This is a genomic window from Vibrio furnissii CIP 102972, from assembly GCF_000176175.1.
Lineage (GTDB): Bacteria > Pseudomonadota > Gammaproteobacteria > Enterobacterales > Vibrionaceae > Vibrio > Vibrio furnissii.
The window spans coordinates 174,566-193,591 of sequence record NZ_ACZP01000013.1 but is presented as its reverse complement, the minus strand read 5'-3'; the positions used below and the strand labels follow the sequence as shown (position 1 = coordinate 193,591).

The window sequence follows — 19,026 nt, the reverse complement described above, 5'->3', positions numbered from 1 at the left end:
AAACCTTTTAAACCGAATCAAGACTGTGTTGATTGAAAACCGCCGCCCAAAGCATGGATCAGGGCGAGGTCTAAGCTGAACGCGCGTGACTGCAAGTTCACCAGCGCTCGTTGGTTATTCAATAGCGACTCTTCGGCCACCAGCACGTCCAGATAGGTGGCAAGGCCGCCCTGATACCGGTTGCTGGCAATCTGCAACGCGCGCTGCGCCTGCTCGACCGCTTCCTCTGTTTTGGCGATGCGTTTGTCCAGCGCCTGCGTGCTGGTGACCACGTCAGCCACTTCATGCAACGCTTGGGTGAGCGTGGCGTTGTATCCGCCGACCGCTTCTTGATAACTCGCCTGCGCCGATGTCAATTGGCCGTCCAATCGACCGCCGGTAAACAGCGGCAAGTAAATCGCCGGGCCAATACCGCCTGCGTCGTTGCCACTGTTAAACAGGTTATCAAGGCCAAACGCCTGATAGCCGATAAACGCAGACAACGTCACGTCGGGATAGAATTGCGCTTCCGCAATGCCCACACGCTGCGCTGCCGCTTCGGCGCGCCAGCGTGCAGCGGTGATGTCGGCGCGATGGCCAAGCAAACCAACACCTGCATCGGTGGGCAATCCGTAACGCGCATTCAGTGCCACTTGGGGTTCCTGAATCGTCAATGCGCGATCCGGCCCTTGCCCCGCTAAAGCCGCCAGTGCGTTTTTCTGTAATTGAATCGACTCATTCAAGCCGAGCAATTCCGCTTCTACGCTGGCCGCAATTGCTCTGGCCTGACTCACCGAACCTAAGGTTTCCAGCCCGTTGTCATAGCGTTTTTGCAGCAGTTCGACGGTTTTGTTACGCACGCCCAGCGCCGCGTCCACCGTGTGTTGGTTAGCATACAGACGCGCCAACTCGGCATACGCATTGGCAATCGACGTAGCAAGCATCAGCCGTGCTGATACCCCTTCGGCTTCAGCGGCCGCCAGTTCAGACGATGCGGCAACCACTGCCGCTCGGTTCTTGCCCCAAAAGTCAAAGTCATACTGGAAGTTGAGCGTGAGCGAACCGTAGTCATTCCAACCGTGCGGTGGCATCGCGGCCTGATATTGGTAGCTGACTTTGCTCTCGGTCGCCGAGGCAGACAGTCCGACATTCAGAGAACGCGCCGCACCCGCTTGCTGCGCAAGACCTTGCGCATTTTTCAGGCGTGCCATGGCGATTTGCAGCGTCGGTGATTGTTCGAACGCTTCGTCAATCAGCTGATTGAGCTGCGCATCCTGATAGCGTTCCCACCAATGATCCGATGGCCAGTCCATCGCGGCATGATTGGCAAAAGTTTGTTGCGATTGCAGGTCACGGGCATCCGCAACCGTACCCAATTCATCGCTATGATTGGGCGTTGAACAGCCCGCTAAAATCAGCGTGCTGAGTAAAGTCATTGAAAAAAAAGGCGCTGCTTTCTGCAGCAGCCCTTGGCGTTTGGCACTGTTTTTCACATTTTGAAACCTTATAACTAAACCGTACCGTACGGTTATACTCTTGACAGAACGGGATCGTCAAGAGAAAATTATCCACAATTTTCCCTGGGAATAGACGAGTTCATGCGAGTTAAAAGCGAAGAAAAAAGACAGGCGATTTTGGAAATTGCGAAAAATTCCTTTACACAGCAAGGGTTTGAGCAAACGTCCATGTCCTATATTGCGAAAGAGTTGGGCGGTTCGAAAGCGACGCTGTACAACTACTTCAGCTCAAAAGAAGCCATCTTTATTGCGGTGATGAAATCGTCCGCATCCGAGCAAATTGCGCAATCTTTCCTCGCCCTTGACCCGAAACGAGACATGCAAACCTCGCTTTTAGAATTTGGTTACAATTTTTTAAGCTCGGTGATGACCCCAGATGCCATGGCCATTTATCGCATGGCGATTCATGAAGCCGACCGCTCTTCGGTGGGACGTAAATTCTATGAAAATGGCCCTAAACTCGGTTGGACCCATTTGAGCGACTATATCGACAGTCAGGTCAAAAAAGGCTTATTGAAGCGGTGTGATACGTGGTTTGCGGCCATGCAATTCAAAGCCTTACTGTCGGCGGAACACATTGAGCCTTTCGCATTGGGTGCCATCGATGCGCCCAGCGCCAGCGAACTCAAAGCCGCCACGCAACGCGCGGTTGATACCTTTCTTGTCCTCTACGCCGCCTAATCGTCTCATCTGAAACCGACCTGATGCCACGCTCAGGTCGGACCGTTTTTTTCTCCGATTATTCAATTTACACTAGACATGAGAACCATTCTCATGCTGCAATATTGTTATGTTATAACATTTCAGCATGGAATTATGAAAAAGCTATTGATACTCGCTCTGGTGTTGGGCGTGGGCGCAACTCTATTTTGGAAACCTTCTGCCCCGACGCACGACACGCTCTCTATTTCTGGCCCGTTTGAATTCAACAGTCAGGATCTGTCGAAAGACGGGTTTGTGTTCTCCCGTCTACAAGTGGTGGAATCGCTGGTTGGCATCAACGATGACGCCGAACCTTACCCGCTGTTGGCGCAAAGCTGGCAACAAAGTGATGACGGCCTGAGCTGGACATTCACCCTTCGTCCGAACGTGCAGTTTCACGATGGCACACTGCTCAATGCGCAAGCGGCAGCGCAGTCGCTCAATCTCGCGCTCGCCAAACCGGGCGTGATTCGCCAAGTGCCGATTCAGTCGATCAGCGCGTTGAACGATCGCGTGGTCATCACGCTGGATCGCCCATACCGCGCGCTGCCCTCGGTGCTGGCGCACTACTCCACCGCGATTATCGCGCCAAGCTCCATGGACGCCAGCGGCAAAGTGATTCAATTGCAAGGCACTGGCCCGTATCAGATTGCGAGCTTACAAGCGCCGCACAAGGCCAAAGTGACGCGTTTTGACGCCTATTGGGGCACGCCCGCGCATATCGAGACGGTGGAATACCTAGCCGGTCATCGCTCAGAAAGCCGCGCCTTGTTGGCGCAAAGCGGTCAAGCGGATTTGGTCTACACCCTTGATCCCATCAGCATCAGCACACTGCAAGCGGCAAAAAATATCGACCTGCATGTGGAATCGATGCCGCGCACGGTGTTGGTTAAACTCAACAACGCGCACCCGTTTCTGAATGACAAAACCGTGCGACAAGCACTGAGTTTGGCTCTGGATCGCGAAGGCATCGCGCAATCGGTGCTGCGCCTGCCTGGCTCTGAAGCATACCAACTGTTTTCGCCCGCGCTGGGCGCGTGGCACATCGCGCAGCATGATCATCAACCCGATACCGCTCACGTCAACAATCAGCGCGCGGACGATCAGCTCGCGAACAATCATCATGCAGACAAGCTGCAACAAGCCAAAGCGTTGCTGAGCGCACAAGGGTGGCATGCCAATGCGCAAGGGCTGTTGCAACGCGACGGCCAGGTATTTCGTGTGCAGTTGGTGACTTACGCAGACCGCCCAGAACTGCCGCTCATCGCCACCGCGCTGCAAGCCCAATGGCGCGCACTGGGCATCGATGTGCAGATCTCGATTGATAACTCCAGTGCCATTCCAGCCAAGCACCACGACAACAGCTTGGAGATGGCGCTCATCGCCCGCAACTTCGGCACGTTGGCCGATCCCCTGCCGCTCCTGATGAACGATTTTGCAACCGAGAAAGGCGCCGACTGGGGGCCAATGCACTGGTCCTCCAACACCTTTAGCGCGTTGCTCGAACAACTCTCCGGCGAAGCCGACCCGGCGCAGTATCGCCAGTTAGCACAGCAAGCCGCCACGGTACTGGCCGACGAAATGCCGCTGATCCCGGTGACCTATTACCGCCAGATTGTCGCGGTCAATCGCCACCTCGACGGCTTCTCATTCGACCCGTTTGAAATCAATTACCGCGTGTCGGAGATGCGTTTCCATGACTAAGATTTTGCTATCTCGTTTGTACCAAGCGCTGTTTGTGGCGTGGTCGGTCGGCACGTTGACCTTCGTGTTGATGCGACTGATTCCGGGCGACATCGCCTACCGCATCGCTGCCGGGCGTTACGGCTATGACTACGTGAATGCCGAAGCCGCGCAAGCGGTGCAGGCAGAATTGGGGCTGGATCGCTCTGGATTTGAGCTGTATTTCAACTGGTTATGGGATCTGTTGCATTTTAATCTCGGGAATTCGCTGGTCAGCGGTGAGCCGGTGATCGCTGCGCTCTCGCACCAGTTGGGGCATTCCTTGCTACTGGCTGCGGCCGCGACAGCGCTGTCGCTGCTGATCGCCATTCCGGTGGGGCTGTATTGCGGTCGCCGCGCCAATCAGTGGAGCGATCACGCGGCGCTGTTTGGGTCTATCATCATCAAAGCGCAGCCGGTGTTTCTGATTGGTTTGTTGTTGGTGTTGGTGTTTGCGCTCCATTTCAACCTGTTCCCCGTTGCCGGGTTTGGCAGCGTCGAATATCTGGTGCTGCCTGCAATGGCGCTGGCGCTGAGCATGGCTGCGATGTCGAGTCGAATGATTCGCAACGCGACGCATCAGGTCCTGAACTCGCCTTATTTTCAGTTCGCGCGCTTAAAAGGGCTGAACCATCAGCAAGCGTTTACCCGTCACGCGCAGCTCAATATTGCGCTGCCAGTGATGGCGTTTGTCGGCATTCAGGCCGTCAGTTTAGTCGAAGGCATTGTGATGATTGAATCGCTGTTCTCTTGGCCGGGCATCGGCCACGCCTTGTCACACGCGATTTTTCGTCGTGATATTCCCATGATTCAAGGCGCGGCGCTGTTGATGGGGCTGCTGTTTGTGGCCATCAACACGCTGGTCGATGTCGCGCAGTACTGGCTCGATCCACGTCAGCGTTTGGCGACCAAGGCGGTGATGGCATGAAACAGCTTTCGCGCAGTCAATGGGTCGGCATGAGCATTCTCGCCGCGTTGGTGGTCTTTGCTCTCTTTGAAGCCCTGATTTACCGCGGCGATCCCGCGCAGCAATCCTTGGCGCAAGCCTTTGCCTCGCCCTCATGGCAAGAGCCGCTGGGGCGCGATCATTATGGCCGCAGCAACTACGCCCGCTTAGCAAGCGCCGTGAGCACTTCCCTGCTGATGGCGGTGGTGAGCGTGGTCACCTCGGCCGCTTTGGGTTTGCTGGCTGGCGTGACCGCCGCGTGGAAAGGCGGCTGGTGGGATAAGTCGCTCTCGTGGTTGGTCAATATGTTGCTCGCCATGCCGGGGCTGATTCTGGTGCTGCTGTTTGGCGCCATGGTGCCGGGCTCGTTTTTGATCCTCTATCTCGCCATCTCGTTGATGTTGTGGGTGGAATATTTCCGCGTCGTGCGTAGCCGCACCTTAAGCTTATTACGGTCGCCCGAAATCGAAGCCTCGCGTTTGTACGGCTTTGGCGTTTGGTATCAGTTCAAACGCCACCTGTGGCCGGAGCTACGCACCGACCTGTTTACCCTCGGCTGCTTTGGTGCTGGCAACGCCATTCTGGCGCTGGCCTCCATTGGCTTTTTGTACGTTGGCCTTAAGCCGCCTGCGGCCGAACTCGGTTTGATGATGGTCGAGCTGTTCCGCTATTACCAACAGGCGCCGTGGGTGCTGGTTCAACCGATTGTGGTGGTGTTTTTGTTAGTGATGAGTTTTCACCTGTTGGCACGAGGAAAGCAGGCATGAGTGTGTTATTGAACGTCGAGCAGTTGTCGATTCAAGCCGGTGAGCAAACCTTGGTTGAGCCGCTGTCATTTGAGCTTCGTCGCGGTGAAGCGGTCACGATTTTGGGCGAAACCGGTTCGGGCAAAAGCCTGATGGCCAACGCCATTATCGGCACCTTGCCGGAAACGTTGACCATGCAAGGCGACGTGACGCTATTTGGCGACGCGCAGCGCGATCTTAGCCACGACGCGCGCCAACAGCTGTGGGGAAAAAAGCTGGCCGTTTTGCCACAAGAGCCGTGGTACGCGCTAAGCCCGCTGATGGCAGTGGGCGAGCAGGTGCGCGAAGTGCACGAGGTGGTCAATGGCGATCCCACGCAAGCGCACACCCATACTCAAGCCGCATTTCAGGGCGTTGAACTGGGTGACGACATGGCGAAATTCCCGCATCAATTATCCGGCGGAATGGCGCAGCGCGTGGCCTATTTGTGCGCGACCCAAGCCGGTGGCGAATTGCTGATTGCCGATGAGCCAACCAAAGGCTTGGACGTCAGCCGCCGCGACCAAATCATCGCGCAGTTGCTCAGCCATAAACAGCGCGGCGCGGTGCTGACCATCACGCACGACATTGAAGTCGCGCAGCAATTGGGCGGCGAAATCATCGTGATGAAAAAAGGCGTGGTGCAAGAGCGAGGGCCTGCGCAACAAGTGTTGAGCGCGCCGCAATCGGACTACGCCAAAGCGCTGATCGCCGCCGACCCGCGTTTCTGGCCAAGCGCATCGCTACCGACCGTTGGTCAGCCGGTGCTGCACGTGGAAAACCTGAGTATGCATTACGGCGATCGCACGCTGTTTGAACAGCTTAATTTTTCCATCGCACAGGGCGAAATTCTGGGCATCAGCGGAGACAGCGGGTGTGGCAAATCCACATTGGCGGACATTCTGGTCGGCCTCAAACGCGCCACCGGCGGCACGTTGCGGCACACCACACCATTTACGACAGGCGATGTGCTCAAGCTGTATCAAGATCCGCCAAGTGCGCTGCCGAAAAGTGCAACGCTGCACACACTGCTGAGCGATTTGTGTCAGCGTCACACCATCGACCCGGCCCGTATTGAGCCGCTGATGACCAAGCTCAAATTGTCGATGCAACTGCTCGGGCGCAAAGTGACTCAAGTGTCTGGGGGAGAGCTGCAACGCTTTGCAATTTTGCGCGCGTTGCTGATGAAACCCAAACTCTTGATTGCCGATGAACCCACTTCGCGCCTCGACCCCGTGACAGCCGCCAGCACGTTGCAGCTCATGACGGCGCTGACACAGGAAATGGGCTGCGCGCTGGTGTTGATCAGTCACGACAAAGTGGCGCTGAGTAAAACCTGTCATCAGATCATTCGCCTCTAACCTGCCCGTTGCCGCTGATTCCTGCACGTTCAGCTTCCCGCATGTTCAGCGGCAACATCACGCGAACCTAGCTCCGCGCGCCACACATCTGCTATCATCGACGCTGATAGTCGGGGAGCCCACTTGGGCTGAGATTGCCACCCACTGCCCTTGCGGCAGCGATGCAAGACCCGTAGAACCTGATTCAGTTCGCACTGACGTAGGGAACTATGTACGCTTCGCGATATAATGCGCCCCAATGATGTGAGCGCCTCGCCCAGCGTATGGCTTTAGCCGCCCAGCACTCGAATCCTTCCCTCGTGTTGTGGCGCTAAACCGGTTCCTGATCGTCGAAGATTAGGAGCCCCAATGCCTCATTCAAACCTTCAATGTCACACCTCAACGGTTCTCACGCTGGCCAGTTCTGCCAGCGGCAACGATGCGTACAACGATCCGCGCAGTGCCCAACTCAAAACCACGGAGGCGACCGCATGACGCCCTACACCCTCTATTTGGTCACTGATGATCAGCAAGACCTCAACACCCTATGCCGCGTCGTTAAACAAGCCATCGCTGGCGGCGTTTCACTGGTGCAAGTGCGCGAAAAACAGGGCGACGTACGGACTTTTATCGAACGTGCGGCGGCAGTGAAAGCGGTGCTGAGCGGCAGCGGCGTGCCCTTGATCATCAATGATCGCGTTGACGTGGCCTTGGCCGTGGATGCCGATGGCGTGCACTTGGGGCAAAGCGACATGCCCGCCACGCTGGCGCGCCAACTGCTTGGCCCGGATAAACTGATTGGGCTGTCGGTTGAGAACGAGCAACAATTTGAACAAGCGCAGTCACTTCCGGTCGATTATCTCGGCCTCAGTGCGATTTTTGCCACGCCGACCAAAACCAATACCGTCAAACATTGGGGGTTGGATGGCCTGAACTGGGCGATGGCGCGCAGCCGTTTACCCATGGTGGCGATTGGTGGCTTGAACACCAGCAATATCGCGGCGGTCGCCCAAACAGGCGTGCACGGTATCGCGCTGGTATCGGCGATTAGCCATGCGCCTGACCCACAACAAGCCGCTCGCGAGCTACGTTTGCTAATCGAACAAAATCGCCCGGATTCGCTTGTTCGAAATTCTTGAACGACCACAACAAGTTGCACGGCTGTTGACGCCTGCTCGAAAGCACTAGACTGAGTATCAAGCCTGAGGGAGTGAACCATTCCCTCCCCCAACACCAAATACGATTTGGTCCGCCAAGTCGAAGGAGCAGAGCATGATCGAAGTAAGAAAAGCAGAACAACGCGGCCGCGCAAACTTTGGCTGGTTGGATAGCAAACACACCTTTTCATTTGGTAGCTACTACGACCCGAAACACATGGGATTTTCGGAACTGCGCGTGATCAACGACGACAAAGTCACCCCCAGCGCCGGTTTTGAAACCCACGGGCACCGCGACATGGAAATCATCAGCTATGTGCTCAGCGGCACCATTGCGCACAAAGACAGCGCGGGCAACATCAAAACCCTGCCCGCAGGTGAGTTCCAGTTGATGTCTGCCGGTCGCGGCATTTACCACAGCGAGTTCAACGCCTCCGATAGCGAGTCACTGAGCTTTCTGCAAATCTGGATTCAGCCGAACAGCTTTGGCGGCGAACCGGGTTACCAGCAAAAAGACTTTGGTCAAGCGCCGGGCCTCACCACCATCGCCACCCCAACGGGTGAAGATGGCACGCTACACATCAAACAAGATGCGCGCCTATTGCAACTGATTTTGGCGCCTCATAGCGTACTGACTTACGATGTGCCGCAAGGTCGCCGCGTTTACGTGCACCAAATCGACAGCACACTGGCCATCAATGACGTGACACTGAATCCGGGCGATGGCGCGAAAATCGCCAAAGAGAGTCAACTTGAACTGCGCAACGACAGTGACTTGCCAGTGAAAGCCTTGGTGTTCGATTTGCCCTAAGCGCGCACCAGCACGCAACGCGTGAGCAACGTCACCCCATACGCCGCGGACTTTGAGTTCGCGGCGTTTTTCTATGTCTCCACATCAAAATGAAACCGGTTACAGAAACCGGTTCCATTTTCGCATTTCCTGATCTAGAATGCGTTTAAATTGACGAGTTTTGAATCAGATTGACGCACCGTGAAGGGTGAACGCATGATGCCAGCGACAGATTTTCATCTGCCGTCACGCATTGACCTTTCGGCGCAACACAAAGGGGTAACGACATGTCACAACAAGGTTTTCCAAGCGATTTTCTGTGGGGCGGCGCAGTTGCGGCGCATCAGGTCGAAGGCGGCTGGAACAAAGGCGGAAAAGGCGTCAGCATCGTTGACGTGCTGACCAAAGGCGCCCACGAAGTACCACGCGTGATCACTAACACCGTGAAAGCGGACCAATTTTATCCAAACCACGAAGCGGTGGATTTCTACGGTCACTACAAAGGCGATGTGGCGCTGTTTGCCGAGATGGGCTTTAAGTGCTTTCGAACTTCGATTGCCTGGACGCGCATCTTCCCGAACGGCGATGAAGACACGCCGAATGAAGCGGGCCTGCAATTCTACGATGACCTGTTCGATGAACTGCTGAAATACGGCATCGAGCCGGTGATCACTCTGTCGCACTTTGAAATGCCCAACCATCTGGTCAAGCAATACGGCAGTTGGCAAAACCGTCAGGTGATGGATTTCTTCGTCAAGTTCAGCCAAACCGTGATGCAGCGTTACCAGCACAAAGTGAAGTACTGGATCACCTTCAATGAGATCAACAACCAGCGAAACTGGAAACTGCCGATTTGGGGCTACTGCAACTCGGGCATGATCTACGCCGACCACGAACATCCGGAACAAGTGATGTACCAAGTGCTGCATCACCAATTTCTGGCCAGCGCCAAAGTGGTCAAACTGGGCCATGAGATCAACCCGAACTTTAAGATCGGCAGCATGATCCACATGATGCCGCTCTACCCGGCGACCTGCCGTCCGGAAGACATGCTGCTGGCGCAAGCGTTGATGCGTGAGAAATACCTGTTCAGCGATGTGCAAGTGCGCGGTTACTACCCAAGCTACCTGCTGAAAGAGTGGCAACGCAAAGGCATTCAGGTGGAGATGCAAGACGGCGATGATCAGATTCTGCGTGACGGCTGCGCTGATTATCTGGCCATCAGTTACTACATGACCAACATCGTGTCCGCGCAAAAAGATGAAGACGGTGAAACCACCTCGCTGTTTGAAGGCAGCCGTTTGAACCCGTACCTACCGGCGTCAGACTGGGGTTGGCAAATTGACCCGGATGGCCTGCGCTTTGCGTTGTCCGAGCTATACGAGCGTTACCAAAAACCGATCTTCATCGTCGAAAATGGCCTTGGCGCGGTCGATCAAGTGGAGTCCGATGGCGCCATCAACGATGACTACCGCATCAACTACTTAGGCGCGCACATTCAAGCAGTGAAGCAAGCGATCTGCGAGGATGGGGTCGAGGTAATGGGCTACACGCCTTGGGGCTGTATCGACTGTGTCTCGTTCACCACCGGCGAATACAAAAAACGTTACGGGTTCATTTATGTGAACCGTCATGATGATGGCAGCGGCGACATGAGCCGTTCGAAAAAGAAAAGTTTCTACTGGTATCAGAACGTCATCGCCACCAATGGTGACAGCCTATAACGAGCCGCCCAGCAGATAACTGTTTCAATCTGCTGACGAAGTTCGCTACACTCGCCATCCGGCCTGAGCACTCGCTCGCGCCGGATGATGGGATGAAGGAGCAACGATGGCCACAATCAACGATGTCTGCAAAGCTGCAGGCGTGTCAAAAGCGACAGTGTCACGTGTAATCAATGGCAGCGGACAGGTCAAAGAGGCCACCCGCCAAGCCGTGATGAACGCGATGGCCGATTTGGGCTATCAACCCAATGCGCTGGCCCAAGCACTGGCTACCAATACCTCCCACGCCCTGGGGCTTATCCTGCCGCAATTCCAAAGCAGCTATTTCGGCAGCGTGCTGCATCACGCTGAACAAGGCGCGCAGCAAGCGGGCAAAAAACTGTTGGTGGTCAACAGCAAAGATACCGCAGACGGCGAACGCGACGCAGTCATCACGCTGACCAACCAACGCTGCGATGCCATCATGCTCTACAGCCGTCATCTGTCACAAGCGGATCTCGATCAACTACAACGGACGATAGCGGTGCCATTGGTGGTGATTAACCGTGAACTCAGCCTCGACGCTGTGCCCAGTTTTGGCTTCGATCAAGGCCAGTTGGCGACCATCGCCATGCAGCATTTAATCCAATTGGGCCACCAGCGCATCGCGTGTATCACCTCGCCACTGCATAGCGAAACAGGCCGACTACGTTTTGACGTCTATCAAGCCATGCTCATGCAACATCACCTTGAATCACGCCCTGAATGGGTGGCCGAAGGCAACAATACACTCGAGCGCGGATATCAGGCAGCGCAAGAACTCTTGGCGCAGGGCCACACGTTTAGCGCTATTTTTGCCTGTAATGACGACATGGCGATCGGCGCCATTCGCGCACTGCACGATGCGGGCCTGTCGGTGCCACACGATGTGTCAGTGATTGGGATTGATAACGAACCGGCGTCGGCGTACGCCATTCCTAGCTTGTCGACCGTGTCGTTACCCATCACCACCTTGACGCAAGATGCGGTCGCGCTGACAATAGCCCTCGCCAACAAACACAGCAAAGCGCCGCAGCATCAAACCTACTGCGGCGAATTGGTTCAGCGCGAATCCACCCGCGCGGTAAAGTGAGTGAGTTAAGAATTTAAGAATGAATCGAAGCGAGCGCCCTGCTCGCTTTTTTGTGTCCGTCAAGCGGACGCGTGGCATTGCGCCAACGTGATGACGCACTGTTCATCCCAGCGATAATGCACCTCAAACACCCACGCCTTGCCCACCAGCTCTGCCGCGCGCTGCACCAATTGCAGCGTCAATCGTTCATTCACTTCATCCCATGCCAGCAAACGCGAATCGTGAAACTCAAGGTATTGCCCCACGCGCGGATACAGCGCTTTGAACAAGCTCTCTTTGGCTGAAAACAGCGTGGTGATACGCTGCGCCGCTGGCAGCGACAGCCCCGCAAGCATGACAGCTTCCTGCGCCGTCGCAATCGTGGTTTGAATGGCGAGCTGTGAATGCTCGTCAATCTGGCTTTCTACATCCACGCCAAGCAGCAGCGCGTCTGCGCCGCTCTCGACCCGCTGCACTGCGGCCAGCGCGAGGTGTTCATTGTGTGAAATTGAACCCACCACGCCTTGCGGCCAACGCGGCGCGCGATGCTCGCCCACCGCCAGCATCTGCGGCGTCACGCCCGCCGCTTGCAGCGCATCACACGCAGCCACCCGGCCTGCGAGAAACTCCGCTTGACGCTTGGCGACCGCGCGCTGTAAATCCTCCGGCAGCGTTAACGCATACGGCATGCGCTCATGCGATGCCGACGGCGGCGCGACATAACGCGCCACCTCAAACTGACGTGCATGGAGGGTGTATCCGCCCAATGCCAGTTGCATTGGCGCGCTGAGAAAAGACTCAGTCACGACGCGCGCCCCCGTGGAATCACCAGCGGCGTGTGGCTGACCGGATCTTCAATGATCACGCTTTCCAAACCAAACACCTCACGCACCAAATCCGCGCTGATCAGTTCGCTCGGGTTGCCTTCCGCGATGATCTTGCCATGCGCCATCGCAATCATGTGGTCGGCATAACGGCACGCCTGATTGAGGTCGTGCAGCACCGCGATCAGCGTGTGACCGCTGGTAAGATTGAGATCGCGAAACAGCTCCAACAGCTCAATTTGATGGGCGATGTCGAGATAGGTCGTTGGCTCATCGAGCAGCAGCAGCGGTGTCTGCTGCGCGAGCACCATGGCAATCCACACTCGCTGACGCTGCCCGCCTGAAAGTTCATCCACTTGGCGCTCGGCCAGCGCATCAATGCCCGTCACCTGCATGGCCGCGCGCACCGCGCGTTCATCGTCGAGGCTCCATTGACGAAACAGTTCCTGATGCGGATACCGCCCGCGCGCCACCAAATCAACCACGCGAATACCATCGGGCGCCGTGGCGCTTTGCGGCAACAGCCCTAACTGACGCGCCAGCGCTTTGGTCGGCAGCTCATGAATATCGTGCCCATCGAGGCAGACCTGCCCGGCTTTGGGTTTGAGCAAGCGGCATAAGGTGCGCAGCAAGGTCGATTTTCCGCAGCCATTGGGGCCGACGATGACGGTAAATTTGCCATCGGGAATGCGCACATCAATGCCATCAAACACGGTGTGCCCTTCATAACCTAAACGCAAGTTGCGGCCCGTCAGGCGCGCTTCAACGTCGCTATTCATGTCGGTTTCTTTGTACTCCATTCAGTTGTGTTCCTTGACGAGTTCGCTCAAAGCGGTGTGTTCGGCATTTGGCTCAGCAAAACGAGCTAACATACGTTGCGTGGCCTCGGTCAGGGTGTTCACCTGCGCGTCGCCATATTGATCGCTGCGATAACTCATCAACACGCGCACTCGGTCTTCACCGCCCACGCGCTCTTCCATCACCTCAAATTGCAGCCCGAGCGCCGACTCACTTTTTTCCGGGTCGACCTGCTCAAAACGCACCGCCTGCTGCGCGCTCACCAACTCACCATGCAGTTTGTTTTTGGCGTGCAGTTGAATCATCACCTCAAACAGATGATGTTTGTCGGTTCGCTCGCCAAGCAGCGCATCTTCAACCCAATCAATCGGCACGTCAGAATAATCCAGCGATTCGTTGATGGTGTTTTTCACCTGCGCGATGAGTTCGCCCACCGATTCGGCGCGATCAAAATGCACCACATGCATCGCCAGCGTGGTGAAATAGCCCACGGTGTCGAAAAACGCCGCATCCAATCGCCCGGAGGCTGGCGTGCCGACAATCAGTTTGCTTGGCGCGCCCAGTTGTTTCAGCGCCAGCGAAATCGCGGCATACACCACGTTAAACAGCGACGCACCCTGCTGACGAGCAAGCTGATTGAGCCCCTGAGCCACACCGGGTTCGAGTTTAAATTCGACCCAGCCACCGGCATCGGACGGTTCAGCATCCGGCTGATTTTGCAACGCGGGCAGCAGCGGCGCATCCAACGGCACGCCCTCAAACTGCTTCAGCCAATAGGCTAAATGCGACGCATCAAAGCCCTGCTCATGCTGGCGAGCGGCGTATTCACTAAACGGCAACGGCTGCGCGCGCCACTGTGGCGAGGTGCCTGACGCGCGAGCTTGATACGCTTCACGCAAATCATCCATCAGCACGTTCACCGACCACTCATCCAGCACCACGTGATGAAACAAGAATGACAGATATTGCTGCCCCGAGCTTACATCGCGCACGAAACGCAGTCTAACGGGCAGCTCACGGCTCAGATCAAAGACATGAGATGCTGCTTGATTCAGCGCAGTTTGTCGCTCCACCGGCCCGGTCTCTTCCGAGCGCCAGAACCAGCGATATTGATTGAGTTCCGCTTCCGGCACCACGTGTTGCTCAACGATGTCGCCCTCGGTGACAAAGCGTGTTCGCAGCACTGAATGGCGGCGCATCACATCTTCAAACGCCAAACCAAACAGCGTTTCATCCACCGGATCTAAAAAGCGCAGCGCAAACGGAATGTTAAACAGTTCGTTGTAACCAAAGGCCGCGTAAGCCTTCCACAACGAGGCCTGCGCAAACGAGAGCGGCGCGCGATGGCGTATCGGTTGCGTTTCCTGTTTCACCGTAACCGGATGCTCGTTGCTGTGCGAAATCGCATGTTCGGCCAAGCCCCACGCCGTCGGTTGACTGAACAGATCGTTGATGTGCACTTCAACCTGATGTTCAGTTTTGAGTTGACCAATCACACGCGTGGCAATCAGCGAGTGGCCACCAAAATCAAAGAAATCATCATGGATCGAAAAATCAGCGTGGTTGAGTGCGGCGCCAAATGCGTCGGCGATCAACGTCGCCATGCGTTCACGTTCGCCGCGCGTTGGATAGGCGTCATCCGCCACGGATATCACGGGCGCCTCAGTGGACGGCGCCCCAGAGAACGGCATCACCCGATCATCGCCGAGCGAGGCGGTGAATTGTTCCAACAACCAACCGGCGATGTATGGCGACACACGCTCGCCGGTGGTCAATTCCAGCAGCAACTTGTTGTCGCAGCTAATCCCTAACGCCAGTATCAGATCAAAATCGCTATGCAGCGGCGCGAAACGGACGGTATCCGCCTGTACCTGATGCAAGCGCAGATGCACCGCAGGGTCGACGCTCCAAGTCACCAAAATCGCCAAATCATCAGGGTTGGAGAGGCTGCTCGCGTGCGAATCTGCGCGTCGCCATTGCTGGGTTACCTCATCCAACAAGGCCGCTTGATGCGGATGATCCGCATTGATGGCCAAGCGCAATAAGCCGCTTTGCACCGCGCTGCCATTGAGTTCGTGATGACGCTGAACCACCTGCTGTGGCGCAAACACCGTTTGCTGAGCTTGCCCACTCAGGCGCGCGATAAAACGCGCAAACTCGGTGACAGCGGCGCACAGCATCACGCCGTGATCCAAGCTCGCCTGCGCGCCCTGATGCGCCGTCAGTTGCGCCAACGCCTGCACCGGCAGCGACACGCGGACTTTCTCAGCACGGCGCTCGATGGTGTTGACGCGCTCGCTTCCCAACCACTCGATGCGGCTGCGGGCCGAACACGCGCCCGCGGCCAGCCAGTGATAGGCGGCGTTCAACGGCTGTTCGCGTGAATAGAGCGGATGCGCCAACGGCAACTCGGCTTGAAGAGGCGCCGCCCATTCGTCGATGTTGAGAGCACCCTGATGACGTTCACCCTGATAAAAATGGCTCAGCGCGCTCAATAGCGTTTGCCAATTGATGCTACGCGCCAGAATGCGATGGTGACGCACGGCTAAAATCAGTTCATCGCCCAGCAATAGACGACATTGCATCGGCGGCTCGGATGCCAGATCCATGCGTTCATTTTGCCAATGGAGTAGCATTTGCTGAGCTTCAGCTCGTGAGGCCACTTGCACCAGCTTTACCCGCTGACGCAGCGAGGCATGCTGGGATTTGACCAGTTCAAACTCATCATTGAGCTGATAGCGCGCATCAAGGTTCGGCATAGATTGCAGCAGCGCATGCAGCGCATCCAAGAGCGCGGCGAGATTCACATCGCCATCATGGCCATCACCATGATTGGCATTCAATCGGAGCCGAAATGCGCTCAGCCCTTGATGTGTGCTGTCGCCGCACTGTTCGTGATGCAGCCAAACTTGCTGTTCAAATTCGCTGACAGGATGAGACGTGCCAGCCTCTGCTGGCAGCGTGGCAAAAGCGTTGTGTTCATTCATGAACGAATTCCTTGTGGCGAGATGCGCGTGGGTTGAGCGGGCGCATGCGGATCGGAGGAGATGTTCTGCGCATGTTGAACCAGTGAAATCCACTCGTTCAACGTCGGCTGTGATGCAAGTGGCAAGTAGCCAATGTAATGGCCACACGCCGCGCTGAAGCGCTCGCTCAAACGCAGAATCAACAGCGAATGCAGACCGATTTCGTACAGATTGGTGTCAAAATTGAAGTCGTGAGAAGGCAGCGCGAGCGCTTGAGTCACTTCGTTGATCACCAGTTGCTTGGCATCGACCATTGGGTACTCCATGGGGGTTAGCAAAAAGCCTCGAATCAGCCATGAACCCATTCGTTGTAGACCCATTCGTTGTGAACTAAGGCATCGAGGCTTATTCAAGGGAAAATAGCGGTGCCCGTTGCCGGGCACCGGGGACATCAAAAGTCCAGTTGCAGAGACACACCCACCAAACGTGGCTGTTGCGTCACCGCTGTGTAGACGTCGTTGTCGGTGATCATGGTCGGTTGCGTAGAATCAAACAGGTTGGTCGCAAACAGTGTTGCGCGGCCCATGCTGAAGTTGTACGCCAACTGAACATTGGTGATCCAATCTGCATCAATCTTACCCATCTCATCATTGTCGTAGTATGAGTAGTAATTGTCGGTGTAATTGACCGTGGTGCTGAACACGAAGTCGTTAAAGAAGGTGTAGTCCGCACCAAAGTTCATGCTGTAAGACGGCGCACGAGGCAGTTCATTGCCTTCGTATTCGCTGCCGCTGAACTTGTTGATCTTGGTTTTCAACAAGCCCACCGCTGCCGACAGTTCTAGATCTGAGATAGGCAACCAACGTGTGCTGAATTCCGCACCATATGTTTGCGCTTTCTCAGCGTTGATGATTTTGGTGGTACGCGCACTGATGTAGAACGGCAGTTGCAGATCATCGTAATCGTTGTAGAAGAAGTTGGATGTCAGCTCGACTTTGCCATCCGCCAAACGGTGGCGCGTGTACATCTCATAACTCCAAACATACTCTTCGTCATAGGTGTACGCCGTGTAAGGGGTATCAAAAGTCATCCCCGCGCCGCCTGCGTTGTAGCCTTTGGCAACCATCACACCGACCGTATGGTCGCGATTCAGTTTCCACGCCACATCCGCTTTTGGCAGGAACACGTTGTAGGTTTCATCAAAGTCGACTTCCACCGTTGAACTGCCGCCCTTACGGGTGCGGTGTTCGCTTTCCAAACGACCCGCCAGCGTCAAATCAACCGCAGGCAAGACCGCGTAAGTGACTTCGGCAAACGCAGAACCAGTTTCGGTTTTGTCATCAAACGTGCTGCCGCCAAACAGGTAAACATACTCGTCTTGCGAGGAGTGGTAGTAACGCAAGCCCGCTAAACCGCGCCACTGTTCATCGTTGGTGGCAAAGTGCAGTACGGGTTCAACATGGAATTCCGCACCGTCAATATTGGCGTAAGGCAACGTGGTGGCTGTGCGGCGATTGATGGTGAAATCGGTGTAGGCAATTTGGTTTTCAAAGCGCAGATTGCCTGCCGTTTGATACTCCAAATCCCAAATACCGCTGGTATTTTTGGTTTCAAACACCGGGCGACGCTCATCGTAACGCGCACTTTGATGTTCAGCCGACGGGATCAACGCTTCGTTTTGCGGCGCTTTGCTGTCGAAGTGGTTGATCGTCAACTTGGTGGAGAGACCGGGCAGCGCAGAAGGCTCGTACAGCAACTTACCGCGTGCAGTGATGGTTTCGACGTCACGCGGGTCGCCAACCGGATCGTACGATGGCATGTCCACGAAGCTTTCACGAGTTTGGCGGTCAATCGACAAACGGAACGCGAGTTCATTGTCGATGATCGGGCCAGACACGACAGCCGCCGTTTGAGAGTAACCCTGCTCGCCATACGAACCGCGAATGGAGCTTTCCCATTGGTAGGTTGGATCTTTCGATTGCAGCACCACAGCGCCCGCCATGGCGTTTCGGCCTTGAATATAACTTTGCGGGCCGCGATACACTTCAACCTGTTGCAAGTCCCACAGCGATTGCGGGCCAAACGCCAGTTCGTTGTAAGTCAGTGAGCGGCCATCAAGAGACACGTTCAAACGTGGACGCGTGCCGTTGAGGAAAGCGTTCGCGCCGCGCGCCGCACCTGACCCGTCAATACCCCGAATCGCCGGCACATCGTTGCCGACACCCACATCGACAATGTTTGGCGTGTTTTGCAGCAAGTCGGTCACATCGGTCGCGTTCGGCATCGAGTCGATTTTACTGTCATCATACACTTCGACACTAGCGCTGGTTTCCTGCATCGAGCGGGCCACTTTTTCGCCGTAAACGGTGATGGTCGATACCGCAGAAGTTTGAGTCGATTCGGTGTTGTCAGCCAACGCCAAAGGGGCGTGGCAAAGGCTCATGATCATGCCCGACAAAATGCAAACCTTTGTATTGAGAGTTGTGGTCGGTTTGTTTTGTTGGACAAGGTGTGATGCTGTCATTTCTTTCTCCTTTCGTCAGCATAAACGTCACACACTCACGTCGCGGTTACAGATCCCATTTAAGCCCACTGCGAGGAGAAAACGCCTGCAAACCCACAACGTGGATTGGTCTGTTTGACTACATTCCAAATCAAACAGGGGGCCTACTGTAGAACCGAGAAA

The 19,026-nt window shown here is 55.8% G+C and carries 16 protein-coding genes and 1 riboswitch; of the genes, 10 read left to right on the top strand and 6 right to left on the bottom strand.

The features are described 5' to 3' along the window. Positions 1 to 17 precede the first annotated feature (17 nt). Positions 18 to 1,472, bottom strand: coding sequence for an AdeC/AdeK/OprM family multidrug efflux complex outer membrane factor (locus tag VFA_RS04930; protein ID WP_004725205.1), 1,455 nt, complete (start codon positions 1,470 to 1,472; stop codon positions 18 to 20). A gap of 105 nt (positions 1,473 to 1,577) precedes the next feature. Here VFA_RS04930 and VFA_RS04925 point away from each other — a divergent pair, with 105 nt between their 5' ends. The 10 genes from VFA_RS04925 to VFA_RS04885 all read left to right on the top strand — a co-directional run bounded on the left by VFA_RS04925 (position 1,578) and on the right by VFA_RS04885 (position 11,773). Next, positions 1,578 to 2,177, top strand: coding sequence for a TetR/AcrR family transcriptional regulator (locus VFA_RS04925; RefSeq protein ID WP_004725204.1), 600 nt, complete (start codon positions 1,578 to 1,580; stop codon positions 2,175 to 2,177). Positions 2,178 to 2,312: 135 nt separating this feature from the next. Further along, on the top strand, positions 2,313 to 3,902 hold the full coding sequence (locus VFA_RS04920) for an ABC transporter substrate-binding protein (protein WP_004725203.1): 1,590 nt from the start codon (positions 2,313 to 2,315) through the stop codon (positions 3,900 to 3,902). Further along, a complete protein-coding gene (locus tag VFA_RS04915) occupies positions 3,895 to 4,848 on the top strand; it encodes an ABC transporter permease (RefSeq protein ID WP_004725202.1) in 954 nt (317 codons plus the stop codon). Before VFA_RS04920 ends, VFA_RS04915 begins: the two co-directional genes overlap by 8 nt. Then, positions 4,845 to 5,633, top strand: a complete 789-nt coding sequence (locus VFA_RS04910) for an ABC transporter permease (protein ID WP_004725201.1) — start codon at positions 4,845 to 4,847, stop codon at positions 5,631 to 5,633. The genes VFA_RS04915 and VFA_RS04910 overlap by 4 nt, the downstream gene beginning before the upstream one ends. Then, positions 5,630 to 7,012 carry an ABC transporter ATP-binding protein gene (locus VFA_RS04905; protein ID WP_004725200.1) on the top strand — a complete coding sequence of 461 codons (1,383 nt, stop codon included), beginning with the start codon at positions 5,630 to 5,632 and terminating at the stop codon, positions 7,010 to 7,012. The genes VFA_RS04910 and VFA_RS04905 overlap by 4 nt, the downstream gene beginning before the upstream one ends. Positions 7,013 to 7,113: 101 nt before the next feature. Next, positions 7,114 to 7,235: riboswitch (TPP riboswitch) on the top strand. Positions 7,236 to 7,360: 125 nt separating this feature from the next. Further along, a complete protein-coding gene (locus VFA_RS24135; protein WP_004725199.1) occupies positions 7,361 to 7,486 on the top strand; it encodes a hypothetical protein in 126 nt (41 codons plus the stop codon). Further along, positions 7,483 to 8,130 carry a thiamine phosphate synthase gene (gene thiE / locus VFA_RS04900; protein ID WP_004725198.1) on the top strand — a complete coding sequence of 216 codons (648 nt, stop codon included), beginning with the start codon at positions 7,483 to 7,485 and terminating at the stop codon, positions 8,128 to 8,130. Before VFA_RS24135 ends, thiE begins: the two co-directional genes overlap by 4 nt. 133 nt (positions 8,131 to 8,263) lie before the next feature. Beyond that, complete coding sequence (locus VFA_RS04895; protein WP_004725197.1) at positions 8,264 to 8,959, top strand: pirin family protein; 696 nt, start codon at positions 8,264 to 8,266, stop codon at positions 8,957 to 8,959. A gap of 266 nt (positions 8,960 to 9,225) precedes the next feature. After that, entirely contained in the window at positions 9,226 to 10,662 is a 1,437-nt protein-coding gene (locus VFA_RS04890) for a 6-phospho-beta-glucosidase (protein WP_004725196.1), read from the top strand. Positions 10,663 to 10,768: 106 nt separating this feature from the next. Then, on the top strand, positions 10,769 to 11,773 hold the full coding sequence (locus VFA_RS04885) for a LacI family DNA-binding transcriptional regulator (RefSeq protein WP_004725195.1): 1,005 nt from the start codon (positions 10,769 to 10,771) through the stop codon (positions 11,771 to 11,773). 59 nt (positions 11,774 to 11,832) lie between these two features. Here the strand turns inward: VFA_RS04885 and VFA_RS04880 are convergent, their stop codons facing one another. The 5 genes from VFA_RS04880 to VFA_RS04860 form a co-directional block, all read right to left on the bottom strand. Then, a complete protein-coding gene (locus tag VFA_RS04880; RefSeq protein ID WP_115333244.1) occupies positions 11,833 to 12,558 on the bottom strand; it encodes a 4'-phosphopantetheinyl transferase family protein in 726 nt (241 codons plus the stop codon). Continuing rightward, on the bottom strand, positions 12,555 to 13,376 hold the full coding sequence (locus VFA_RS04875; protein ID WP_004725193.1) for an ABC transporter ATP-binding protein: 822 nt from the start codon (positions 13,374 to 13,376) through the stop codon (positions 12,555 to 12,557). The genes VFA_RS04880 and VFA_RS04875 overlap by 4 nt, the downstream gene beginning before the upstream one ends. After that, positions 13,377 to 16,361, bottom strand: a complete 2,985-nt coding sequence (locus VFA_RS04870) for a condensation domain-containing protein (RefSeq protein WP_004725192.1) — start codon at positions 16,359 to 16,361, stop codon at positions 13,377 to 13,379. Beyond that, positions 16,358 to 16,705, bottom strand: coding sequence for an acyl carrier protein (locus VFA_RS23970; RefSeq protein WP_232281685.1), 348 nt, complete (start codon positions 16,703 to 16,705; stop codon positions 16,358 to 16,360). Before VFA_RS23970 ends, VFA_RS04870 begins: the two co-directional genes overlap by 4 nt. Before the next feature lie 86 nt (positions 16,706 to 16,791). Continuing rightward, positions 16,792 to 18,864 carry a TonB-dependent receptor gene (locus VFA_RS04860; RefSeq protein WP_232281684.1) on the bottom strand — a complete coding sequence of 691 codons (2,073 nt, stop codon included), beginning with the start codon at positions 18,862 to 18,864 and terminating at the stop codon, positions 16,792 to 16,794. Between the last annotated feature and the right edge of the window lie 162 nt (positions 18,865 to 19,026).